Origin of the sequence: Citrobacter freundii complex sp. 2024EL-00216 (genome assembly GCF_043945515.1) — a bacterium.
GTDB classification, from domain to species: Bacteria; Pseudomonadota; Gammaproteobacteria; order Enterobacterales; family Enterobacteriaceae; genus Citrobacter; species Citrobacter portucalensis.
In genome coordinates this window covers 297,410-314,106 of sequence record NZ_JBIMRA010000007.1, presented here as the reverse complement: position 1 = coordinate 314,106, position 16,697 = coordinate 297,410, and the positions used below count along the sequence as shown (strand labels likewise).

General features: G+C 49.8%; 21 protein-coding genes. 14 read left to right on the top strand and 7 right to left on the bottom strand.

Going from position 1 to position 16,697, the window contains the following annotated elements; genetic code table 11:
- The coding region (locus tag ACHHZ7_RS12285) for an IS1 family transposase (RefSeq protein ID WP_001691633.1) at positions 1 to 111 on the top strand (111 nt) is incomplete at its 5' end.
- 10 nt (positions 112 to 121) lie between these two features.
- Here ACHHZ7_RS12285 and ACHHZ7_RS12280 read toward each other — a convergent pair.
- Both ACHHZ7_RS12280 and ACHHZ7_RS12275 read right to left on the bottom strand, forming a co-directional pair.
- Positions 122 to 385: an acyltransferase gene (locus ACHHZ7_RS12280; RefSeq protein WP_081003629.1), complete on the bottom strand. Its 264-nt coding sequence runs from the start codon at positions 383 to 385 to the stop codon at positions 122 to 124.
- Between the two features lie 494 nt (positions 386 to 879).
- The gene (locus ACHHZ7_RS12275) at positions 880 to 1,224 is read right to left on the bottom strand and encodes a hypothetical protein (protein WP_071845314.1); all 345 of its coding nucleotides are present in this window, start codon (positions 1,222 to 1,224) and stop codon (positions 880 to 882) included.
- Positions 1,225 to 1,428: 204 nt separating this feature from the next.
- Here ACHHZ7_RS12275 and ACHHZ7_RS12270 point away from each other — a divergent pair, with 204 nt between their 5' ends.
- The 6 genes from ACHHZ7_RS12270 to ACHHZ7_RS12245 all read left to right on the top strand — a co-directional run bounded on the left by ACHHZ7_RS12270 (position 1,429) and on the right by ACHHZ7_RS12245 (position 5,440).
- Positions 1,429 to 2,118: a hypothetical protein gene (locus ACHHZ7_RS12270; protein WP_060683676.1), complete on the top strand. Its 690-nt coding sequence runs from the start codon at positions 1,429 to 1,431 to the stop codon at positions 2,116 to 2,118.
- Positions 2,119 to 2,131: 13 nt separating this feature from the next.
- Positions 2,132 to 2,602, top strand: a complete 471-nt coding sequence (locus tag ACHHZ7_RS12265; RefSeq protein WP_057067954.1) for an SRPBCC family protein — start codon at positions 2,132 to 2,134, stop codon at positions 2,600 to 2,602.
- Positions 2,603 to 2,810: 208 nt separating this feature from the next.
- The gene (locus ACHHZ7_RS12260; RefSeq protein WP_060683677.1) at positions 2,811 to 3,953 is read left to right on the top strand and encodes a transglutaminase-like domain-containing protein; all 1,143 of its coding nucleotides are present in this window, start codon (positions 2,811 to 2,813) and stop codon (positions 3,951 to 3,953) included.
- A complete protein-coding gene (locus tag ACHHZ7_RS12255) occupies positions 3,931 to 4,287 on the top strand; it encodes a mercuric transporter MerT family protein (protein ID WP_003833912.1) in 357 nt (118 codons plus the stop codon). The genes ACHHZ7_RS12260 and ACHHZ7_RS12255 overlap by 23 nt, the downstream gene beginning before the upstream one ends.
- Complete coding sequence (locus ACHHZ7_RS12250; protein WP_003833910.1) at positions 4,284 to 4,565, top strand: heavy-metal-associated domain-containing protein; 282 nt, start codon at positions 4,284 to 4,286, stop codon at positions 4,563 to 4,565. Before ACHHZ7_RS12255 ends, ACHHZ7_RS12250 begins: the two co-directional genes overlap by 4 nt.
- 209 nt (positions 4,566 to 4,774) lie before the next feature.
- Positions 4,775 to 5,440: a YecA family protein gene (locus tag ACHHZ7_RS12245; RefSeq protein ID WP_003034581.1), complete on the top strand. Its 666-nt coding sequence runs from the start codon at positions 4,775 to 4,777 to the stop codon at positions 5,438 to 5,440.
- Positions 5,441 to 5,466: 26 nt separating this feature from the next.
- Here ACHHZ7_RS12245 and tyrP read toward each other — a convergent pair whose 3' ends face one another.
- Positions 5,467 to 6,678 carry a tyrosine transporter TyrP gene (tyrP, locus tag ACHHZ7_RS12240; protein ID WP_032949537.1) on the bottom strand — a complete coding sequence of 404 codons (1,212 nt, stop codon included), beginning with the start codon at positions 6,676 to 6,678 and terminating at the stop codon, positions 5,467 to 5,469.
- 225 nt (positions 6,679 to 6,903) lie between these two features.
- Between tyrP and ACHHZ7_RS12235 the strand changes: the two genes are divergently transcribed.
- Positions 6,904 to 7,143: a YecH family metal-binding protein gene (locus tag ACHHZ7_RS12235; RefSeq protein ID WP_003034586.1), complete on the top strand. Its 240-nt coding sequence runs from the start codon at positions 6,904 to 6,906 to the stop codon at positions 7,141 to 7,143.
- Positions 7,144 to 7,188: 45 nt separating this feature from the next.
- Here ACHHZ7_RS12235 and ftnA read toward each other — a convergent pair whose 3' ends face one another.
- Complete coding sequence (gene ftnA / locus ACHHZ7_RS12230) at positions 7,189 to 7,686, bottom strand: non-heme ferritin (RefSeq protein ID WP_060683678.1); 498 nt, start codon at positions 7,684 to 7,686, stop codon at positions 7,189 to 7,191.
- Positions 7,687 to 7,880: 194 nt separating this feature from the next.
- The gene (yecR, locus tag ACHHZ7_RS12225) at positions 7,881 to 8,216 is read right to left on the bottom strand and encodes a YecR family lipoprotein (protein WP_008785081.1); all 336 of its coding nucleotides are present in this window, start codon (positions 8,214 to 8,216) and stop codon (positions 7,881 to 7,883) included.
- A 267-nt stretch (positions 8,217 to 8,483) separates the two neighbouring features.
- Here yecR and ACHHZ7_RS12220 point away from each other — a divergent pair, with 267 nt between their 5' ends.
- A complete protein-coding gene (locus ACHHZ7_RS12220) occupies positions 8,484 to 9,122 on the top strand; it encodes an RpiB/LacA/LacB family sugar-phosphate isomerase (protein ID WP_003034591.1) in 639 nt (212 codons plus the stop codon).
- Between the two features lie 33 nt (positions 9,123 to 9,155).
- On the opposite strand, the gene ACHHZ7_RS12215 is transcribed toward ACHHZ7_RS12220, so the two are convergent.
- On the bottom strand, positions 9,156 to 10,577 hold the full coding sequence (locus tag ACHHZ7_RS12215; RefSeq protein WP_060683679.1) for an MFS transporter: 1,422 nt from the start codon (positions 10,575 to 10,577) through the stop codon (positions 9,156 to 9,158).
- Positions 10,578 to 10,706: 129 nt separating this feature from the next.
- On the opposite strand from ACHHZ7_RS12215, the gene ACHHZ7_RS12210 reads away from it, so the two are divergent.
- The gene (locus ACHHZ7_RS12210) at positions 10,707 to 10,958 is read left to right on the top strand and encodes a DUF2766 family protein (protein WP_003034595.1); all 252 of its coding nucleotides are present in this window, start codon (positions 10,707 to 10,709) and stop codon (positions 10,956 to 10,958) included.
- A 139-nt stretch (positions 10,959 to 11,097) separates the two neighbouring features.
- On the opposite strand, the gene ACHHZ7_RS12205 is transcribed toward ACHHZ7_RS12210, so the two are convergent.
- Positions 11,098 to 11,601, bottom strand: coding sequence for a non-heme ferritin-like protein (locus ACHHZ7_RS12205; protein ID WP_003034597.1), 504 nt, complete (start codon positions 11,599 to 11,601; stop codon positions 11,098 to 11,100).
- A gap of 555 nt (positions 11,602 to 12,156) precedes the next feature.
- Here ACHHZ7_RS12205 and ACHHZ7_RS12200 point away from each other — a divergent pair.
- The 4 genes from ACHHZ7_RS12200 (at position 12,157) to araH (ending at position 16,670) form a co-directional block, all read left to right on the top strand.
- Entirely contained in the window at positions 12,157 to 12,714 is a 558-nt protein-coding gene (locus ACHHZ7_RS12200) for a DJ-1/PfpI family protein (protein WP_060683680.1), read from the top strand.
- Between the two features lie 318 nt (positions 12,715 to 13,032).
- Positions 13,033 to 14,022 (top strand): arabinose ABC transporter substrate-binding protein, encoded by a 990-nt coding sequence (locus tag ACHHZ7_RS12195; RefSeq protein WP_060683681.1) that lies wholly within the window; start codon positions 13,033 to 13,035, stop codon positions 14,020 to 14,022.
- Positions 14,023 to 14,154: 132 nt separating this feature from the next.
- On the top strand, positions 14,155 to 15,669 hold the full coding sequence (araG, locus tag ACHHZ7_RS12190; protein ID WP_060683804.1) for an arabinose ABC transporter ATP-binding protein AraG: 1,515 nt from the start codon (positions 14,155 to 14,157) through the stop codon (positions 15,667 to 15,669).
- Positions 15,670 to 15,683: 14 nt separating this feature from the next.
- A complete protein-coding gene (gene araH, locus ACHHZ7_RS12185; RefSeq protein WP_008785075.1) occupies positions 15,684 to 16,670 on the top strand; it encodes an L-arabinose ABC transporter permease AraH in 987 nt (328 codons plus the stop codon).
- Positions 16,671 to 16,697 lie beyond the last annotated feature (27 nt).

Here is a 16,697-nt window from a genome sequence, read left to right as displayed (position 1 = left end):
CTGAGGCAGCACCTGGCACGGCTGGGACGGAAGTCGCTGTCGTTCTCAAAATCGGTGGAGCTGCATGACAAAGTCATCGGGCATTATCTGAACATAAAACACTATCAATAAGTTGGAGTCATTACCCCAGAGCGCATGCAATAAGCGCTGGGAATATTCTGCGTACCCTTTTAGCCATAAATGATATAAAGTCACTGCTTCTCATTGCAGATGTTGCAATTAAAAAACCAGAAATGGAAAAAAATACAATAACTGACAATCCACCTAAGGTCTCGAATCCTTCGATTCCTGGCTCATGCATTCCTGAAAGGGCATGTTGGTGTGAAAACAAAACCATTAATGCGGCTATATGCCTAGCAATGTCGAAAGAATTATTTTTATGCATAATTATACTTCAGTTCATAAGTTATAGAATTTTCAGTTAACAGTATGCCACGCCAGAACCGCCCATCCAACAGATTGATTCGATGAGAGCCTCGCTATCGTTCATAAAATGACAATCTGGGGGGGTGATGGGGCATAAAGCAGCACTCGCTCTAAAACTGAAATGCCTCATGCCTGTGATATCGCATGAGGTCTGCTGATTGAGGACGCAAATCTTCGCCATTGCGGCAAAACCAAAAATATAACCACTTGATTTGCTTAACCTCTAGATGATAATCTAATGGCGAAAATTTCACGTAACACATTGATTTTGTTCTGTTTCGAACATGATTTAAAATCCCTCGGCGTTCGCGCTGTGTGGGTTCAAGTCCCACTCCGGGTACCATGGGAAAGAACAGAATAATCAAAGCAATAAGCAGTGTCGTGAAACCACCTACGGGTGGTTTTTTTGTGCCTGTTTTTTACAAGCCATAGAACTCACTATTGCTAATCAATCTATCGCCGAATCGGCGCGTTAAACATAAAGCCCCCTCGGGCAGGGTTGTTGATAAACCCATCGCGGGCGGGATTATAGTTGTGGTCCTGGAAACCATTCATCAGGATGGGATCGCCAAAGCCATCCTCAATCACCAGCTGTCTGTGGATTCGGTTTCGTGCCCTGATCGTGAAAGCGAAATCATCCGTCCCGCCAATGATGATCACGCCATTACTGGCTCGAAGTGCCGTGCTCAACTCTTGCTCTCTGACGGCCTGGCTTTGTAACGCGCTGGCTGTGGCAGACGATGACGCCAGCAGCAGTAATATGAGAACGGCGCATGAAAATACCGATGGCAGTTTCATGATTAATACCTATTAAAAGTATGGCTATTAAAGTATAGCTTTATGTTGTCATCTCAACTGAAAACAAAACCAATAATTAAAACCTGCTGTCCATACTGAGTCTGAGAGGCCGGAAGAGTAGTGCCGCGCAGTTAAGAACTATAATAAAAACAGCCAACAGGTGATTACTTCTGTTTGCAGACAGTGCTGATTCAGGGGGCTGCTATGAACATTTCATCTTTTCCGATAGTCATGTTCGCAGCATTGCTTACCTTTAGTGGTGCAGTATATTCGGTGGAAAAAAAGGATATCTTTTCGCAGAATGCCAGGGCTACGGATCCCATCGCATTTTCTCAACAGTCATTTAATAACCTGACGTCTTATCAGGTCATGATGCGCTCCTCGTCGCCATCCGATGAAAGCAAAATTATTCGCTATAGCTTTCAAAAGCCTGGGTATGTGCGGATGGATTTTACCCAACCGCATTCAGGTGCGGCGCTTATCTTTAATCCTGTCAGCGGTAAAGTGACGTTATGGCCATTTGGTGTGGGTACGTTGCCCATTTTGCACCTGTCACCTACTAATTCATTGATCCAGGATGAGCGCGGTCATCGGGTGGATCGCTCTGATATCGGCGTGTTGTTGGGCAATATTCGTCATCTGCAACGCGAAGGGACAACAACCACAGTTGATAAGGAAAACCTTGCAGGACGGGCGACGACGCGCGTATCTGTGGTTGGGCCAGGAACAATGGCGGTTGATGGTGTTCACCGCTATGACGTCTGGCTGGATAATTATCATGGACTCCCTGCCAAAGTGATCAGCTATGCGCCAGATGGGCAGCGATTAGAAACCGTGCTTCTGGATGCTATGGTCATTAACATCCGTTTTCCCGCCAATTTCTTCTCGCCTTGAGGGAGTCTGCATTATGGCTAACTATCGGTTTTCCACCGTCTGGCGGGTTGAGGCTTCAATTCAGGAGGTATGGGATGTTTTTTCTCATCCCGATCAGTGGCCAGAATGGTGGGAAAGTCTGGAACGCATTGTTGAGATTAAAAAAGGTGATACACAGGGCATTGGGGCGCTGCATCGTTATACCTGGAAAGGAGCGCTTCCTTATCGCTTAACCTTTGACATCAACGTGTTGAATATTCTGCCCTGCTCGCTGCTTGAGGGGCAAGCCAGCGGGGCGGTTGAAGGGCGAGGCGTGTGGTCTTTTTCTGCCAATGGCACAGAGACTATCGTCAGATATGACTGGAATGTTCGCACCACGATTCGCTGGATGAATTACCTGGCTCCGCTGGCGGCACCTGTTTTTCGCTGGAATCACGATATGGTTATGCGCGAAGGGGCCAGAGGGTTAGCCCGTAAGCTGGCAACGAATGTTTATATATTCTGAACTCGCTCTCACGGCTGTACTTTTTGCCTGCCTATGGCTTACTATCTGTCGCGCAGTTTCTTATTTCATTCACAGTTAACAGGTCTGTTATTGATGAATAACCTCCATCGGCTCACCTTTTTATGTCAGCGTCTGTCTGCTGTGATGATCGCATACGGTTTTTACCTTCTTAGCCGTAGCCCAACTCTTACAACATGGACAGACAGCAATGCAACGTCGACAATTTCTCAAAAATAGCGTTCTCCTTTCCGCCGCCGGTTTAGTCGGTCCTGCGGTTATTAGCCAGACGGTTCACGCCGCTGAGCCATCCGTTGCACCAGTCGCGCGTCGGCGCTTTGTGTTATCCCAGACGTATAAACTTAACCCTCCTAAGGGGTCGAGCGGCGTGGTAAAACTGTGGATCCCGCTTCCGGTAGATACCGCGTTTCAACAAATGACGGCGCTTGCCTTTAGCGGAAACTATAAGCAGGCGTACGTTACCACTAATAATACTTATGGCGCGAAAACGCTGTTTGCCACCTGGCCTGACTCGCAGGGCGAACTGTTGATTAACGTTGATATCGACATTGAAACCGCCGACTGGGAGCCGCTGAAGCAGGACGCGCTGAAAACCTGGCAAGCGCCGGAGCAGATTATTTATCCGCTGGATGTAAAACCGTACCTGCTGCCGACGACACATACCCCAGTTGATGGGCTTGTTCTGGAAACTGCGCGTAAAATCACCGGTAATGAGCAGGATCCGCTGAAAAAAGCGCGCCTGATTTACGAATGGGTGAGTAGCCATATGGAGCGCGATAACGACGTCATTGGCTGCGGCACGGGGGATGTGGCGGAGATCTTAAAAAGCGGTAAGCTCAAAGGAAAATGCACCGACATGAGCTCCGTTTTTGTGGCTCTGGCGCGGGCCAGCGGCATTCCGGCGCGCGAACTGTTTGGCATCCGTCTGGGCAAAGCCAATAAGCTCGAACGTTACTCGAAAAGCGCTTTTGGCAAAGCAGACAGTGCAGGCGTCGCCGATGTGAGCGGCGGACAACATTGCCGCGCCGAATTCTATCTGGCCGGTTACGGCTGGTTACCGTGCGATCCTGCTGATGTGACCAAAATGCGTCTGGCAGAGAAAGAGTCGCATCAGGACGCCGATGTCCAGGCGGTAAACACTTACCTGTTTGGTAACTGGGAAATGAACTGGGTTGGATTTAACTACGGGCGTGATTTCGAGCTGTACCCAGCAACGGAACAGGGAGCCATGAACAACTTTGGCTATCCTTACGCTGAAGTCGATGGTGACCCGATCAATTTCTATGATCCTAAAGCGTTCTCCTACAGCTATGTCGCCACAGAACAACGCTAAAGGGGCGGGGCTCACCCTGTTGACGGCCGCTGCGGCTGCTGTCACCGCGGGCTTATGCTGCGTTGGACCGCTGCTCTATCTGTTGTTTGGTATTTCGGCGGCGAGCTTTGCTGTTTTCACCCAGTTTGAGTTTTTGCGAATTCCCCTGATGCTGGTGTCATTGGGCTTATTACTGCGCGTCTTCTGGCGGCTCTATTTTTCCAGGCGGCTGTGGTGCTCCGGATGGTTAACGTTGAAGCAAGCGCGCGTTCTCTACTGGTGCGCGCTGGCGTTGATTTTGCCGGTGCTATTTTATCCAACGCTCGTTGCCTGGTTTTATGAGGTATTTGAATGAAAATCTTCACATTAGTTGCATGCTTGTTGCTGCCGCTGTGGGCTCAGGCGGCCAATCAAAAAGTGGTGCTGGATATACAAAATATGACCTGCTCGCTGTGCGTTATTTCGGTCAATCAGGCGCTACGTGAAACCGATGGTGTGATTAAAGCAAAATCCTCCCTAAAAACCCGACAAGCAGAAGCGATTGTGCCAGAAGGTTTCCCAACCGATACGTTACTTAACGCGGTAGCGAAAACGGGCTATACCGCAACGCTCAACCGTATTGAACAACAGTAAACCACCTACGGGTGGTTTTATTGTGTTTTCCCGGTATGATGCCCGGCGGCTTAGTGTTCTCTTTTGTGCGTTAACTTCCGGAATTCCCCTCGTTTCCTGTTAACCTGAACAGGCGGCAGCTATATGCCGCATATGCCCATTTTTATCTGTTATCCCTCCAGCCATGTAGGATGATCACAGGCAAGATTTTTTGACTAAGGAAAAGCGTTATGAAAACGGGACCATTAAACGAGAGCGAACTGGAATGGCTGGATGATGTACTGACTAAGTACAATACAGACAAGGCTATTCTGGATGTGTCAGAACTGGATGGTTTGCTGACGGCGGTGCTGAGTTCACCGTATGAAATTGAACCAGAGCAGTGGCTGGTCGCGATTTGGGGCGGCGCGCAGTATGTCCCTCGCTGGTCCTCCGAAAAAGAAATGACGCGTTTCATGAACCTGGCGTTTCAACATATGGCGGATACGGCCGATCGTCTGGATGAATATCCTGAGCAGTTTGAGCCGCTGTTTGGTTTGCGTGAAATTGACGAGCATGAACTGACCATCGTTGAAGAGTGGTGCTTTGGTTATATGCGCGGCGTCGCACTGTCAGACTGGTCCGCGTTACCGGACACGTTAAAACCAGCACTTGAAGCTATTGCGCTGCACGGCACGGAAGAGAACTTTGCGGTGGTTGAGAAACTAACGCCGGAAGCGTTTGAAGAGAGCGTCGATGCCATCCGCCTGGCTGCGCTGGACCTGCATGCTTACTGGATGGCGCATCCTCAGGAAACGCCGGTCAAAGTACCGGTGAAAGTGGATGCCAAAGTAGGACGCAATGACCCTTGTCCGTGTGGCAGCGGCAAGAAATATAAGCAGTGCTGTTTGCATTAACAGAAAGGGGCGAAAGCCCCTTTGTTTTAACCCACTTCTGGTAGTAATCCTGCTGCAATAGAAAACTGTACTGCTATCACCACAATGCCGCACAAAAATACCAGTGCCAGCGCCGGAGCACCGCCTGCTACGCGGTAGTTGGCCTGCGGATTATGTTTTCTGCTCTGCCAGGCCAGCATCGAGGGAATGAGCAGCGCCAGCACCGCCAGGGCAACGCCCGCATACCCTAATGCCATGACAAAACCACGCGGATAGAACAGCGCGAATGCCAGCGGCGGCAGGAAGGTCACCACGCCGGTTTGCATTCTTCCCGCTACAGTATTGCGGCGCTGGAAGAGGTCGGCCAGGTAGTCAAATAATCCCAATGCAACGCCGAGGAAAGAGGTTGCCAGTGCGAGGTCAGCAAACAGATGCACCGCCAGTTCGACGTGCGGCGAAGCCACGACTTCACGCAATGCCTGCAATAAGCCGTTTAAGCCTGCGTGATTGGCTAAAAGCCCCATGAATGTTGTCGAGTTAATGCTACCAAGCGTCGCCAGTTGCCAGAAGATATAGGCGACCAGAGGAATAGCGCTACCCGTAATAAACACCCAACGCAGTTTACGGATGTTACCGTTCATATAGCTGACGATACTGGGAACACTGCCGTGAAAACCGAACGAGGTGAAGATGACCGGGATTGCGGAGAGCGCCAGCCCCTGTTGCAGCGGCAGCGTAAGCAGGTTCACTTTATGAATATGCGGCATTAACAGAGCCAGCATCGCCACCAGGAAGATTATCTTGGCACTGAATAGCAGACGGTTGAACAGATCGACCAGCGAGGTCCCCACGCAAACCACGCCACCGGCAACAAAGGTGAACAGCAGTACGCCTGTTGTCGGGGAAATATTTGTTCCGGTCCAGTCGCTGATGCTGGAAGCCAGCAGTTCACCTGCACCACTGATGTACGCCGCCGTCAGGGCATACATCAAAAACATCATGCTAAAGCCCGTTACCCATTGTCCGTAACGACCAAGATAACGTTTTGCCAGTGTACCCAGCCCGGTGTCTGCCGGGACATGTTGATACACTTCAAGCAGCAACAGCGCGGTGTAGCACATCAACGCCCAAAGACTGACTAACAATACCAGCGTGACGCTAAACCCCACGCCTGCCGCAGCCAGCGGCATTGCCAACATACCGGCACCAATCGTGGTTCCCGCCACGATAAAAATACTACCCAGGGTTCTGTTTTTCACGCTTTCCTCTGTCCCAGAGATAATCAATGGTTATATCTGCGGCGCAGATTAAGGCAAAACGCTATTTTCGTCAAATCACCGTTACAATGACTGTACATTAATGTTTACGATGTTTTGACCATTAAGATGTATAACAAATAACATTTATCTGCAGATAAACCTGCGTTAGCGCAAAGCGACGATGTGCGGTTCACATTAGGCTACGGACTTTATTAAGGAGGTAATATGGAATCTATTCACGGTCACGAAGTGCTTAACATGATGATTGAATCTGGTGAGCAGTATTCAAATGCCAGCCTTGAAGCGGCGATTACGGCACGTTTCGGCGAGCAGGCGCGTTTTCACACTTGTTCTGCGGCGGATATGACGGCAGGCGAGTTGGTGGCGTTTTTAGCGGCGAAGGGAAAGTTTATTGCAAAAGAAGACGGCTTCTCTACGCACGAAAGCAAGATCTGCCGTCACTGATTTCAAGGGGTAATGATGGCGGGCTGCCATCATTGCCCTAAAATATTAATTCTGTGTATCAAGCGTAGCCAGTTCTTTGTCGATGAAATAAAGACCTTCGCCACTTTTTCCTGCCAGCGACAGCTTATCAATAACAGATTTAAATAATTTCTCTTCTTCATGCTGCTCGGCAACATACCATTGCAGGAAATTAAAGGTTGGATAATCCTGGTGGGTCATTGCCGCGTGTGCCAGCTCATTAATTTTCTGGGTGATTAGCTGCTCGTGTTCGTAAGTAACACGGAACAGTTCATCCAGAGAAGCATATTCAGCAAAGGGTGAAGAAACGGTATTAATACGCGGCAAGCTGCCGGTATCGGTCAGGTAGTCGAACAGACGCTGCATGTGCGTCATCTCTTCCAGGGCGTGACGGCGCAAAAACGCGGCAGCACCTTCGAAGCTGTGATAGCTGCACCACGCGCTCATCTGTTGGTAGAGCAGAGATGAATATAATTCAAGATTCATTTGCTCATTCAGTTGGTCGATCATTTCTGTTTTCAGCATGGTTCTGCTCCACAAACGTTATTATATATTGACGTGGCGCCACTATAATTTGTTATTTAATTATTTGCAAAAGGTAAAATAATAAATTTATTTATTAAAAATGCGAATGGGAATAAAACGCATTAACGATATTAAACGGAGGATATAAATAATAAAGTGGTAAAAGACCAGCAAAAATGAGCTGGTCGGAAATATTAATAATTGAAAGAAGGTGATTGGGGCACCGCGACACCATGACACTGCCAGGCGAGTGTAATTTTGGTATTTAAGCACAGAGAGCCTGCATACACGCTACAGGTTGACACCGGCTGGCCAAACGCTTCTGCGCTGGCATAGCCCAGGCGCTGACACTCTTTGGTGGCTGTCCCTTGGGTAACGTAGTCATCGGTACGTGCTGTTTGTAACATGGCCTGATTATAAGTCAGGCGAACCACACCAGTGATGGCGCTGGCTTCGCTGACCTGTGCCTGTTTTGTAATTGTGCATCCTGTCAGCATGAGCGGCAAAAGTGCCAGGATAAAAGTCTTCATGAGATCGCTCTGAAAGTTCGAAGATACACTATCATGGCATACAGAGACTCTCATCAATGGCTTGAATAGCCCGAAGATCACCTGCGATTAATCACAACGAGGTCATTTGTTTGAGGTGATTCTGAACTGTTCAGACAGGAATGTGAGCGCAACTTTGTTTTTTAAAACTAAATTTCATTAAATTTGAAATTGCGATTGCAAAATAGTAATGTGGCTGAATGTTATGACTTTCAGCGGGCTACCGCAGCGCATTCAGGAGAGTACAGAATGAAAATTGCATTGATGATGGAAAACAGCCAGGCAAGCAAAAACGCCATCATCCATAACGAGCTTAAGGCCGTTGCGGATGAGAAAGGTTTTCCGGTCTATAACGTTGGGATGAGCGACGAAAATGATCATCATCTGACCTACATCCATTTAGGCATTATGGCCAGCATCCTGCTTAATTCCAAAGCTGTAGACTTTGTTGTTACAGGTTGCGGTACGGGCCAGGGGGCAATGATGTCACTGAATATCCATCCGGGTGTGGTGTGTGGTTATTGCCTTGATCCTGCAGATGCGTTCTTGTTCTCTCAAATTAACAACGGCAACGCGCTTTCTCTGGCATTCGCCAAAGGTTTTGGCTGGGGTGCAGAGCTGAATGTGCGCTATATGTTTGAAAAAGCGTTCACCGGGCGTAACGGTGAAGGCTACCCACCGGAGCGTAAAGAGCCGCAGGTGCGTAACGCCGGTATTCTGAATCAGGTGAAAGCGGCTGTGGTAAAAGAAAATTATCTGGACACGCTGCGCGCGATCGATCCTGAACTGGTGAAAACCGCTGTATCAGGCCCGCGCTTCCAGCAGTGCTTCTTTGAAAACTGCCAGGACAAAGCAATCGAAGCGTTTGTACGCGAGGTGATTGGCTAAATCCTGTTGGCCCGGCGGCGTTCACCCTCCGGGCTACCTGTTCCTGTTCGATACTGCGCTTCCTGCATCACGGGTGAGCCGCAGCGTATCCACCATACCTACCAGACAAATAATGGCAATAGCGACAAAGGCCAGCCGGAAACTGATCCCCGGAATATTGCCCAATGCCAGCTTTTCACTGACCACATCGCCAATGCGGATGCCAATAGCGGCTAAAGAAATGCCCAATCCCACTGCTAATTGTGTCGCCGTACTGAACAGCGTATTAGCGTAGCTCATTTGTGCCGCGGGGACGTCCGCGAAGGCAAGCGTGCTGACGCCGGTAAACTGAATTGAGCGGAACACACCGCCCAGATACAACACCAGCAAAATAACCCACACGGGGGTCTGCGGCGTAATTAATGCACAGGCCAGCAACGCCAGAACATTAAGTGCACCGTTAATCAACAGCAGCTTCTTAAAGCCCAGCCAGCGTATCAACGGGGTGGTGGCAGGTTTAATCGTCAGATTGCCGACAAATACCGCCAGCACCAGTGAACCCGCGTGAAAAGCGTTCATGCCAAAACCTACCTGAAACATTAACGGCAGCAGAAACGGCACGGCGCTGATAGAGGCACGAAACAGCGATCCGCCATACATGGTGACGCGAAAAGTAGGGACGTTCATGGCATCAAGGCGAATCATTGGCCAGGCGGTGCGACGAAAATGATGCAGGGCAAACAGAAAGGTCAATGTTCCTAGCACCAAAAGTCCGGCGGTCAGCCAGCCCTGAGGCTGTTGGGTTCCCAGTAACTCCATGGCATACACCAGGCTCACCATCGCAACAGAGGTTGCGATAAATCCTGTTATATCAAATGGGCGGCGCTCGTCGTCATGAATATCCGGGATAAAACGTAGCGCCAGCGCAATCGCCAGTATTCCGAGCGGTACATTAATGAAGAAGATCCAGCGCCAGTTGGCATAGCTGGTAATGAATCCGCCAAGGGGAGGGCCAATGATGGGCGCGACTAAAGCGGGCCAGGTCAGGGTCGCAATAGCGGTGATCAACTGATGTTTAGGCGTGGTTCGTAATACCGCGAGTCGGCCAACCGGAACCATTAGCGCACCACCTACACCCTGTAAGATTCGCATGGCGACAAAGCTCTCAAGGCTTTCGGACAAACCGCATAAAACCGAGGCGAGAGTAAATATCGCCAGTGCAAGGGTAAACACCTTTCTGGCGCCGAAGCGATCCGCAATCCAGCCGCTGGCGGGGATCAGTACCGCGAGGGTGATCAGATAGGCGCTGATACCTATGTTCAGGTCAACTGCCTGCACGCCAAAACTTTTCGCCATGTCGGGCAGTGCGGTGGCAATCACCGTGCCGTCAATAAACTCCATAAAGAAAGCCCCGGCAACAAGTAATGCAGCCGGGGATAGACCGCGTTTGTTCTCAACCGCTAAATGTTCACTCATGTTGTGCTTGCCATCTCAAAAGAAACTGACTGGAACTATTTTTATTTTCAGCGCATTCGGAAGGTATGCGCGGCTATCGTTTCGTTCGTTGAATGGGTACTATGACGACCTTTCTATAAGGAGCTCACTATGTCCCAAACACTGAATGCCGATCAGGAACTGCTCTCGGACGTTGTTGCCTGTCAGCTGGTTATCAAGCAGATTCTGGATGTTCTTGATGTTATTGCCCCAGTTGAAGTTCGGGAGAAAATGTCCAGCCAGCTGAAAAGCATCGACTTTTCCAGCCATCCTGCAGGTGCCGATCCGGTCACTATGCGCGCAATACAAAAAGCGGTTGCCTTGATCGAGTTGAAATTCACGCCGCAGAATGAATCTCACTAAAATAAACCGTTGTTTCAGGTTTTAGAAAGGTTTTTTTGCGCCTCGCAGAATGAGAGGCGTGGGCGTAGAGAAAATTAAGCACCAGCCGGATAAGGTGCGTCGCATCGTTATCCGGCATTAACACGATGAAAATTGAAGATTAGTGATGTTGATAGTTCACGACGTTCAGCAGGTGCTTATCGGTTTGCGCCATGCACAGTCCCGCACGTTTAGCGCTGCGGACTTCATCAAGAATCGTCTGTAACAGCACGCCATCCTGCTGCTGCTCTTTTTCCAGATCGTGAAGAAAATCAATGGTTGTTGCATCATTCAAGGCTTCTGCTTCATTGGTTAAGCGTGATAGCTTGCTGTAACGCTGTTGGTATTCATCCAGCGTTTTCTGAAACAGTTCTTCAAGGGAAGTTAGTTCATCACCTGGAACATCGATAGCCTTGACGATAGGGTTAGCCCCGGCACTTTTCATAAAATTAAACATACGCATCATTTGAGTCACGTTACCTTGCGCCTGGGTGCGTAGAAAGGTTGCGGTGCCAGTCAGGCTGTGTTCGTAGCACCATTCACTGAGATGCAGGTAAAGATTCGATGCGTAGAACTCGAGGTTCATTTGTGTGTTGAGTTTATGAACAATTCCAACTGCAGCCATATCAATATCCTTATTTCCAGAAAGGGGGATGTACGTTACTAAAGTCAGTGCAACGGGCTGCCGCTACACGTCACCTCTACGTACAATTAAAACTGTTAGCAGAATAAATCCGTTCCGCCGGTCCTTTAGTGATCACGAATTATATTCGCTCCCGATCGAGATTCAGCATAACTCCAGTCCCGACATAAGAAAATCCTTAAATCTGCGTATTTATGATTTTTTACATATTGTCATAGCAATATTAGTGATTTTTCCGCTTGTGTATATAAATACTGTGAATATAACAGATTGATATTTATAGCATTAAAGTGAAATATTGATAATGAAATGATGTTTCATATCACGAAATGGAATTTCACAATCAGGTATTGTCTGTCGCCAGATGATTATCTGGTCTTCGGATGAAGAAATTTCACCATTGACCCGCGTCGGTGAACGCTATCTGCTGGCTAATTTTTTTTGCGCCAGATCAGTTTTGTGGAAATTAATAAAGTTAAGCGCCTGAATGATTCGACATTTATTGTTTGGTGTATTTGGAAAAATCGAGGAGTGTGTATGAAAAAGGTTGCCGTGCTACTGGCACCTGGTTTTGAAGAGGCGGAAGCCATTGTTACCATTGATATTCTGCGCCGCCTGCAGATCGAAGTTGAAACAGTGGCCTGCGCCGAGTCCCGTGCGGTGGTGAGCTACCATGACGTGCCGATGGTGACGGACAGCACGCTGGCTACGCGTCAGACGGATCTTTATGATGCCGTTGTGTTACCCGGCGGGCCGCAGGGCAGCGTTAACCTTGCCGCCAGTGAGGCTGTCATCCAGTTTATCGCTCGCCATGACGAGGCTGGAAAACTCATTTGCCCTGTGTGTTCTGCGGCGGCGCGCGTGCTGGGCGGCAACGGCCTGCTGAAGGGGCGTCGCTATGTGTGTTCGGGAGATCTGTGGCAAAACGTCGCGGATGGGGAATATATTGATGCGCCGGTTGTTGAAGATGGCAACCTTATTAGCGGCAAAGGATTAGGGCATATTTTCGATTTTGCTTTCACGCTTTCAGCGCGTCTGCTGGAAGATGACATTCCGGTTCGCGATCACGCTGACCACATTTATTACAGATGGTAATCATTGTGCTCCCGAATGCTTCGGTATTCGGGAACAAGGATTCGTTGGCTGATGTTATGGACTAATCTGCTACCCCTCTTTTTTCCCGTCGACAAAACCGCGTTTTTTTATGTCATTTCCCGCTGAATTTATGTACGCAATTACTGTAATTCTGTGGTGTGATGCCGCTCTCTTATGGAGAATCAATTTCCCGCTAAAAATACTCTCAGCACTGGCATTGATCTTATCAATAAAAGGTAATGCCTTGTTTTACGTCCGAATTACAAAAAATCGTCTGATTTTACCCTACATAAAAGAACGTTAAAGCTGGAGTTAACCATGCACAAATTCACTAAAGCGCTGGCTGCCATCGGTCTGGCTGCCGTTATGTCACAATCCGCTATCGCTGAATCTATGAAGCTCGGTTTCCTGGTCAAACAGCCGGAAGAACCGTGGTTCCAGACTGAATGGAAATTTGCCGATAAAGCCGGTAAAGACCTTGGTTTTGAGGTGATTAAAATTGCCGTTCCGGATGGTGAGAAAACCCTTAACGCCATCGACAGCCTGGCTGCAAGTGGAGCAAAAGGGTTTGTGATTTGTACGCCAGATCCAAAACTGGGGCCAGCCATTATGGCTAAGGCGCGTGGCTACGATATGAAAGTCATTGCCGTCGACGACCAGTTTGCTAACGCCAAAGGTAAGCCGATGGATACCGTGCCGCTGGTGATGATGGCGGCAACCAAAATTGGTGAGCGCCAGGGCCAGGAGCTGTACAAAGAGATGCAAAAACGCGGTTGGGATGTGAAATCCACCGCCGTAATGGCCATTACCGCCAACGAACTGGATACCGCACGTCGTCGTACTTCTGGTTCAATGGAAGCGCTTAAAGCCGCAGGCTTCCCGGAAAAACAGATTTACCAGGTCCCAACAAAATCGAATGACATCCCCGGCGCATTTGACGCCGCCAACTCCATGCTGGTTCAGCATCCTGAAGTCAAAAACTGGCTGATTGTCGGCATGAACGACAACACCGTGCTGGGTGGCGTACGTGCGACCGAAGGGCAGGGCTTCAAAGCGCCAAACGTGATTGGTATCGGGATCAACGGCGTTGACGCGGTGAGCGAACTGTCCAAAGGCGAAGCGACCGGGTTCTACGGTTCACTGCTGCCAAGCCCGGACGTTCACGGCTACAAATCCAGTGAAATGCTCTACAACTGGGTAACGAAAGGTGCAGAGCCACCGGCATTCACTGAAGTGACAGATGTGGTGCTGATTACCCGCGATAACTTCAAAGAAGAGCTGGCGAAGAAAGGCTTAGGCGGTAAGTAACAGAAGTGCTGCGATGTTGTAGGCCGGATTAGGCGAAGCCGCCTTCCGGCGCAATGCCCGGTGGCACTGTGCTTACCGGGCCTACGTCCGGCGGTTTTCCTGGCCGGTAAAATCCTGACTCACGGAGACGTTATGCAACAGTCTACCCCGTATCTCTCATTTCGCGGCATTGGCAAAACGTTCCCGGGCGTTAAGGCGCTGACGGATATCAGTTTCGACTGCTATGCCGGACAGGTGCATGCGCTGATGGGCGAAAATGGCGCCGGGAAATCAACACTCTTAAAAATTCTCAGCGGTAACTATGCGCCAACAACGGGATCTCTGACGGTCCGCGGACAGGAAGTTTCGTTCGCGGATACCACTGCCGCACTCAACGCCGGTGTCGCCATTATTTATCAGGAACTGCATCTCGTCCCGGAAATGACCGTTGCCGAGAATATTTACTTAGGGCAGTTACCGCACAAAGGCGGGATTGTGAACCGCTCGCTGCTGAACTATGAAGCAGGAATCCAGCTGAAGCATCTGGGGATGGATATCGATCCCGATACCCCACTGAAATATCTCTCCATTGGCCAGTGGCAGATGGTGGAGATTGCAAAAGCGCTGGCGCGAAACGCCAAAATTATCGCCTTTGATGAACCAACCAGCTCCCTGTCGGCTCGCGAGATTGAGAATCTGTTTCGCGTCATCCGTGAGCTGCGCAACGAAGGACGCATCATTCTGTACGTTTCACACCGTATGGAGGAGATTTTTGCTCTCAGCGATGCCATCACCGTGTTTAAAGATGGTCATTACGTCAAAACGTTCACGGACATGCAGCAGGTCGATCACGATGCGCTGGTGCAGGCGATGGTCGGGCGCGACCTCGGGGATATCTATGGCTGGAAATCCAGACCGTATGGCACAGAGCGTCTGCGGCTGCATGAAGTCAAAGCTCCAGGCGTGCGTACGCCAATCAGCTTATCCGTGCGAAGCGGTGAAATTGTCGGGCTGTTTGGCCTGGTGGGGGCCGGACGTAGCGAATTAATGAAAGGGCTGTTCGGCGGTACGCGTATCACGGCGGGCCAGGTATTTATTGATGAACAGCCTATCGATATCCGTAAACCAAGCCATGCCATTGAAGCGGGGATGATGCTGTGCCCGGAGGATCGTAAAGCCGAAGGGATTATTCCGGTCCATTCAGTGCGCAACAACATCAACATTAGTGCACGGCGTAAGCATGTTTTGGGGGGATGCGTGATCAACAACGGCTGGGAAGAGACCAATGCCGATCACCATATTCGTTCACTCAACATCAAAACGCCGGGTGCAGAGCAACTGATCATGAACCTCTCCGGCGGTAATCAACAGAAGGCTATTCTCGGTCGTTGGTTATCGGAAGAGATGAAAGTGATTTTGTTGGATGAGCCTACACGCGGCATTGATGTGGGCGCCAAACATGAAATTTACAACGTGATTTATGCCCTCGCAGCGCGCGGTGTGGCCGTGTTGTTTGCTTCCAGTGACCTGCCAGAAGTGCTCGGTGTCGCCGACCGTATTGTGGTGATGAGAGAAGGCGAAATTGCCGGTGAGTTACTTCATGAACAGGCGGATGAGCGCCAGGCGTTGAGCCTTGCTATGCCTAAAGTCAGCCAGGCTGTAGCCTGAATAAGGAGAGTATGATGTCTTCCGTTTCTACATCGGGTTCTGGCGCAACGAAGTCGGCGCTAAATCTGGGCCGCATTTGGGACCAATACGGCATGCTGGTGGTGTTCGCCGTGCTGTTCCTGGTTTGTTCCCTCTTTGTGCCAAACTTTGCGACTTTCATCAACATGAAGGGGTTAGGGCTGGCGGTATCGATGTCGGGTATGGTTGCCTGCGGGATGCTGTTTTGTCTGGCATCCGGTGATTTCGACCTGTCTGTCGCGTCTGTAATTGCCTGTGCTGGTGTTACCACTGCCGTAGTCATTAACATGACCGAAAGTCTGTGGATTGGCGTGGCTGCCGGGCTGCTGCTCGGTATTCTGTGTGGTCTGGTGAATGGGTTCGTGATTGCGCGGTTAAAAATAAATGCCCTGATCACTACTCTTGCGACAATGCAGATTGTACGTGGTCTGGCCTATATTATCTCCGACGGTAAGGCAGTCGGGATTGAAGACGAGCGTTTCTTCACACTCGGCTATGCTAACTGGTTTGGTCTGCCGGCGCCTATCTGGATCACGGTCGTTTGTTTCATTGTCTTTGGCTTACTGCTGAACAAAACCACGTTTGGGCGTAATACACTGGCCATTGGGGGCAATGAAGAGGCGGCGCGCCTGGCTGGGGTTCCGGTTGTTCGTACCAAGATTATTATCTTTATTCTTTCCGGTCTGGTATCCGCCATTGCCGGGATTATCCTCGCATCGCGCATGACCAGCGGCCAGCCAATGACCTCAATCGGTTATGAGTTGATCGTTATTTCGGCCTGCGTGTTAGGGGGCGTTTCGCTTAAAGGCGGCATCGGAAAAATCTCATATGTGGTGGCCGGGGTGTTGATCCTGGGGACGGTTGAGAATGCGATGAACCTGCTGAATATCTCTCCGTTCGCGCAGTATGTGGTACGTGGCCTCATCCTGCTGGCGGCGGTGATCTTCGACCGTTACAAGCAAAAAGCGAAGCGTACCGTTTGATGATTTAAACCCCAACTTTTTAGTCTA

Coding starts and splice junctions, on each gene's coding strand:
- ACHHZ7_RS12250 (WP_003833910.1), top strand. CDS start 4,284: ATGAAAATCTTCACATTAGTTGCATGCTTGTTGCTGCCGCTGTGGGCT.
- ACHHZ7_RS12270 (WP_060683676.1), top strand. CDS start 1,429: ATGAACATTTCATCTTTTCCGATAGTCATGTTCGCAGCATTGCTTACC.
- ACHHZ7_RS12215 (WP_060683679.1), bottom strand. CDS start 10,577: ATGAGTGAACATTTAGCGGTTGAGAACAAACGCGGTCTATCCCCGGCT.
- ACHHZ7_RS12265 (WP_057067954.1), top strand. CDS start 2,132: ATGGCTAACTATCGGTTTTCCACCGTCTGGCGGGTTGAGGCTTCAATT.
- araH (WP_008785075.1), top strand. CDS start 15,684: ATGTCTTCCGTTTCTACATCGGGTTCTGGCGCAACGAAGTCGGCGCTA.
- yecR (WP_008785081.1), bottom strand. CDS start 8,216: ATGAAGACTTTTATCCTGGCACTTTTGCCGCTCATGCTGACAGGATGC.
- araG (WP_060683804.1), top strand. CDS start 14,155: ATGCAACAGTCTACCCCGTATCTCTCATTTCGCGGCATTGGCAAAACG.
- ACHHZ7_RS12280 (WP_081003629.1), bottom strand. CDS start 385: ATGCATAAAAATAATTCTTTCGACATTGCTAGGCATATAGCCGCATTA.
- ACHHZ7_RS12200 (WP_060683680.1), top strand. CDS start 12,157: ATGAAAAAGGTTGCCGTGCTACTGGCACCTGGTTTTGAAGAGGCGGAA.
- ACHHZ7_RS12195 (WP_060683681.1), top strand. CDS start 13,033: ATGCACAAATTCACTAAAGCGCTGGCTGCCATCGGTCTGGCTGCCGTT.
- ftnA (WP_060683678.1), bottom strand. CDS start 7,686: ATGCTGAAAACAGAAATGATCGACCAACTGAATGAGCAAATGAATCTT.
- ACHHZ7_RS12255 (WP_003833912.1), top strand. CDS start 3,931: ATGTCGCCACAGAACAACGCTAAAGGGGCGGGGCTCACCCTGTTGACG.
- ACHHZ7_RS12235 (WP_003034586.1), top strand. CDS start 6,904: ATGGAATCTATTCACGGTCACGAAGTGCTTAACATGATGATTGAATCT.
- ACHHZ7_RS12205 (WP_003034597.1), bottom strand. CDS start 11,601: ATGGCTGCAGTTGGAATTGTTCATAAACTCAACACACAAATGAACCTC.
- ACHHZ7_RS12210 (WP_003034595.1), top strand. CDS start 10,707: ATGTCCCAAACACTGAATGCCGATCAGGAACTGCTCTCGGACGTTGTT.
- ACHHZ7_RS12275 (WP_071845314.1), bottom strand. CDS start 1,224: ATGAAACTGCCATCGGTATTTTCATGCGCCGTTCTCATATTACTGCTG.
- ACHHZ7_RS12220 (WP_003034591.1), top strand. CDS start 8,484: ATGAAAATTGCATTGATGATGGAAAACAGCCAGGCAAGCAAAAACGCC.
- ACHHZ7_RS12260 (WP_060683677.1), top strand. CDS start 2,811: ATGCAACGTCGACAATTTCTCAAAAATAGCGTTCTCCTTTCCGCCGCC.
- ACHHZ7_RS12245 (WP_003034581.1), top strand. CDS start 4,775: ATGAAAACGGGACCATTAAACGAGAGCGAACTGGAATGGCTGGATGAT.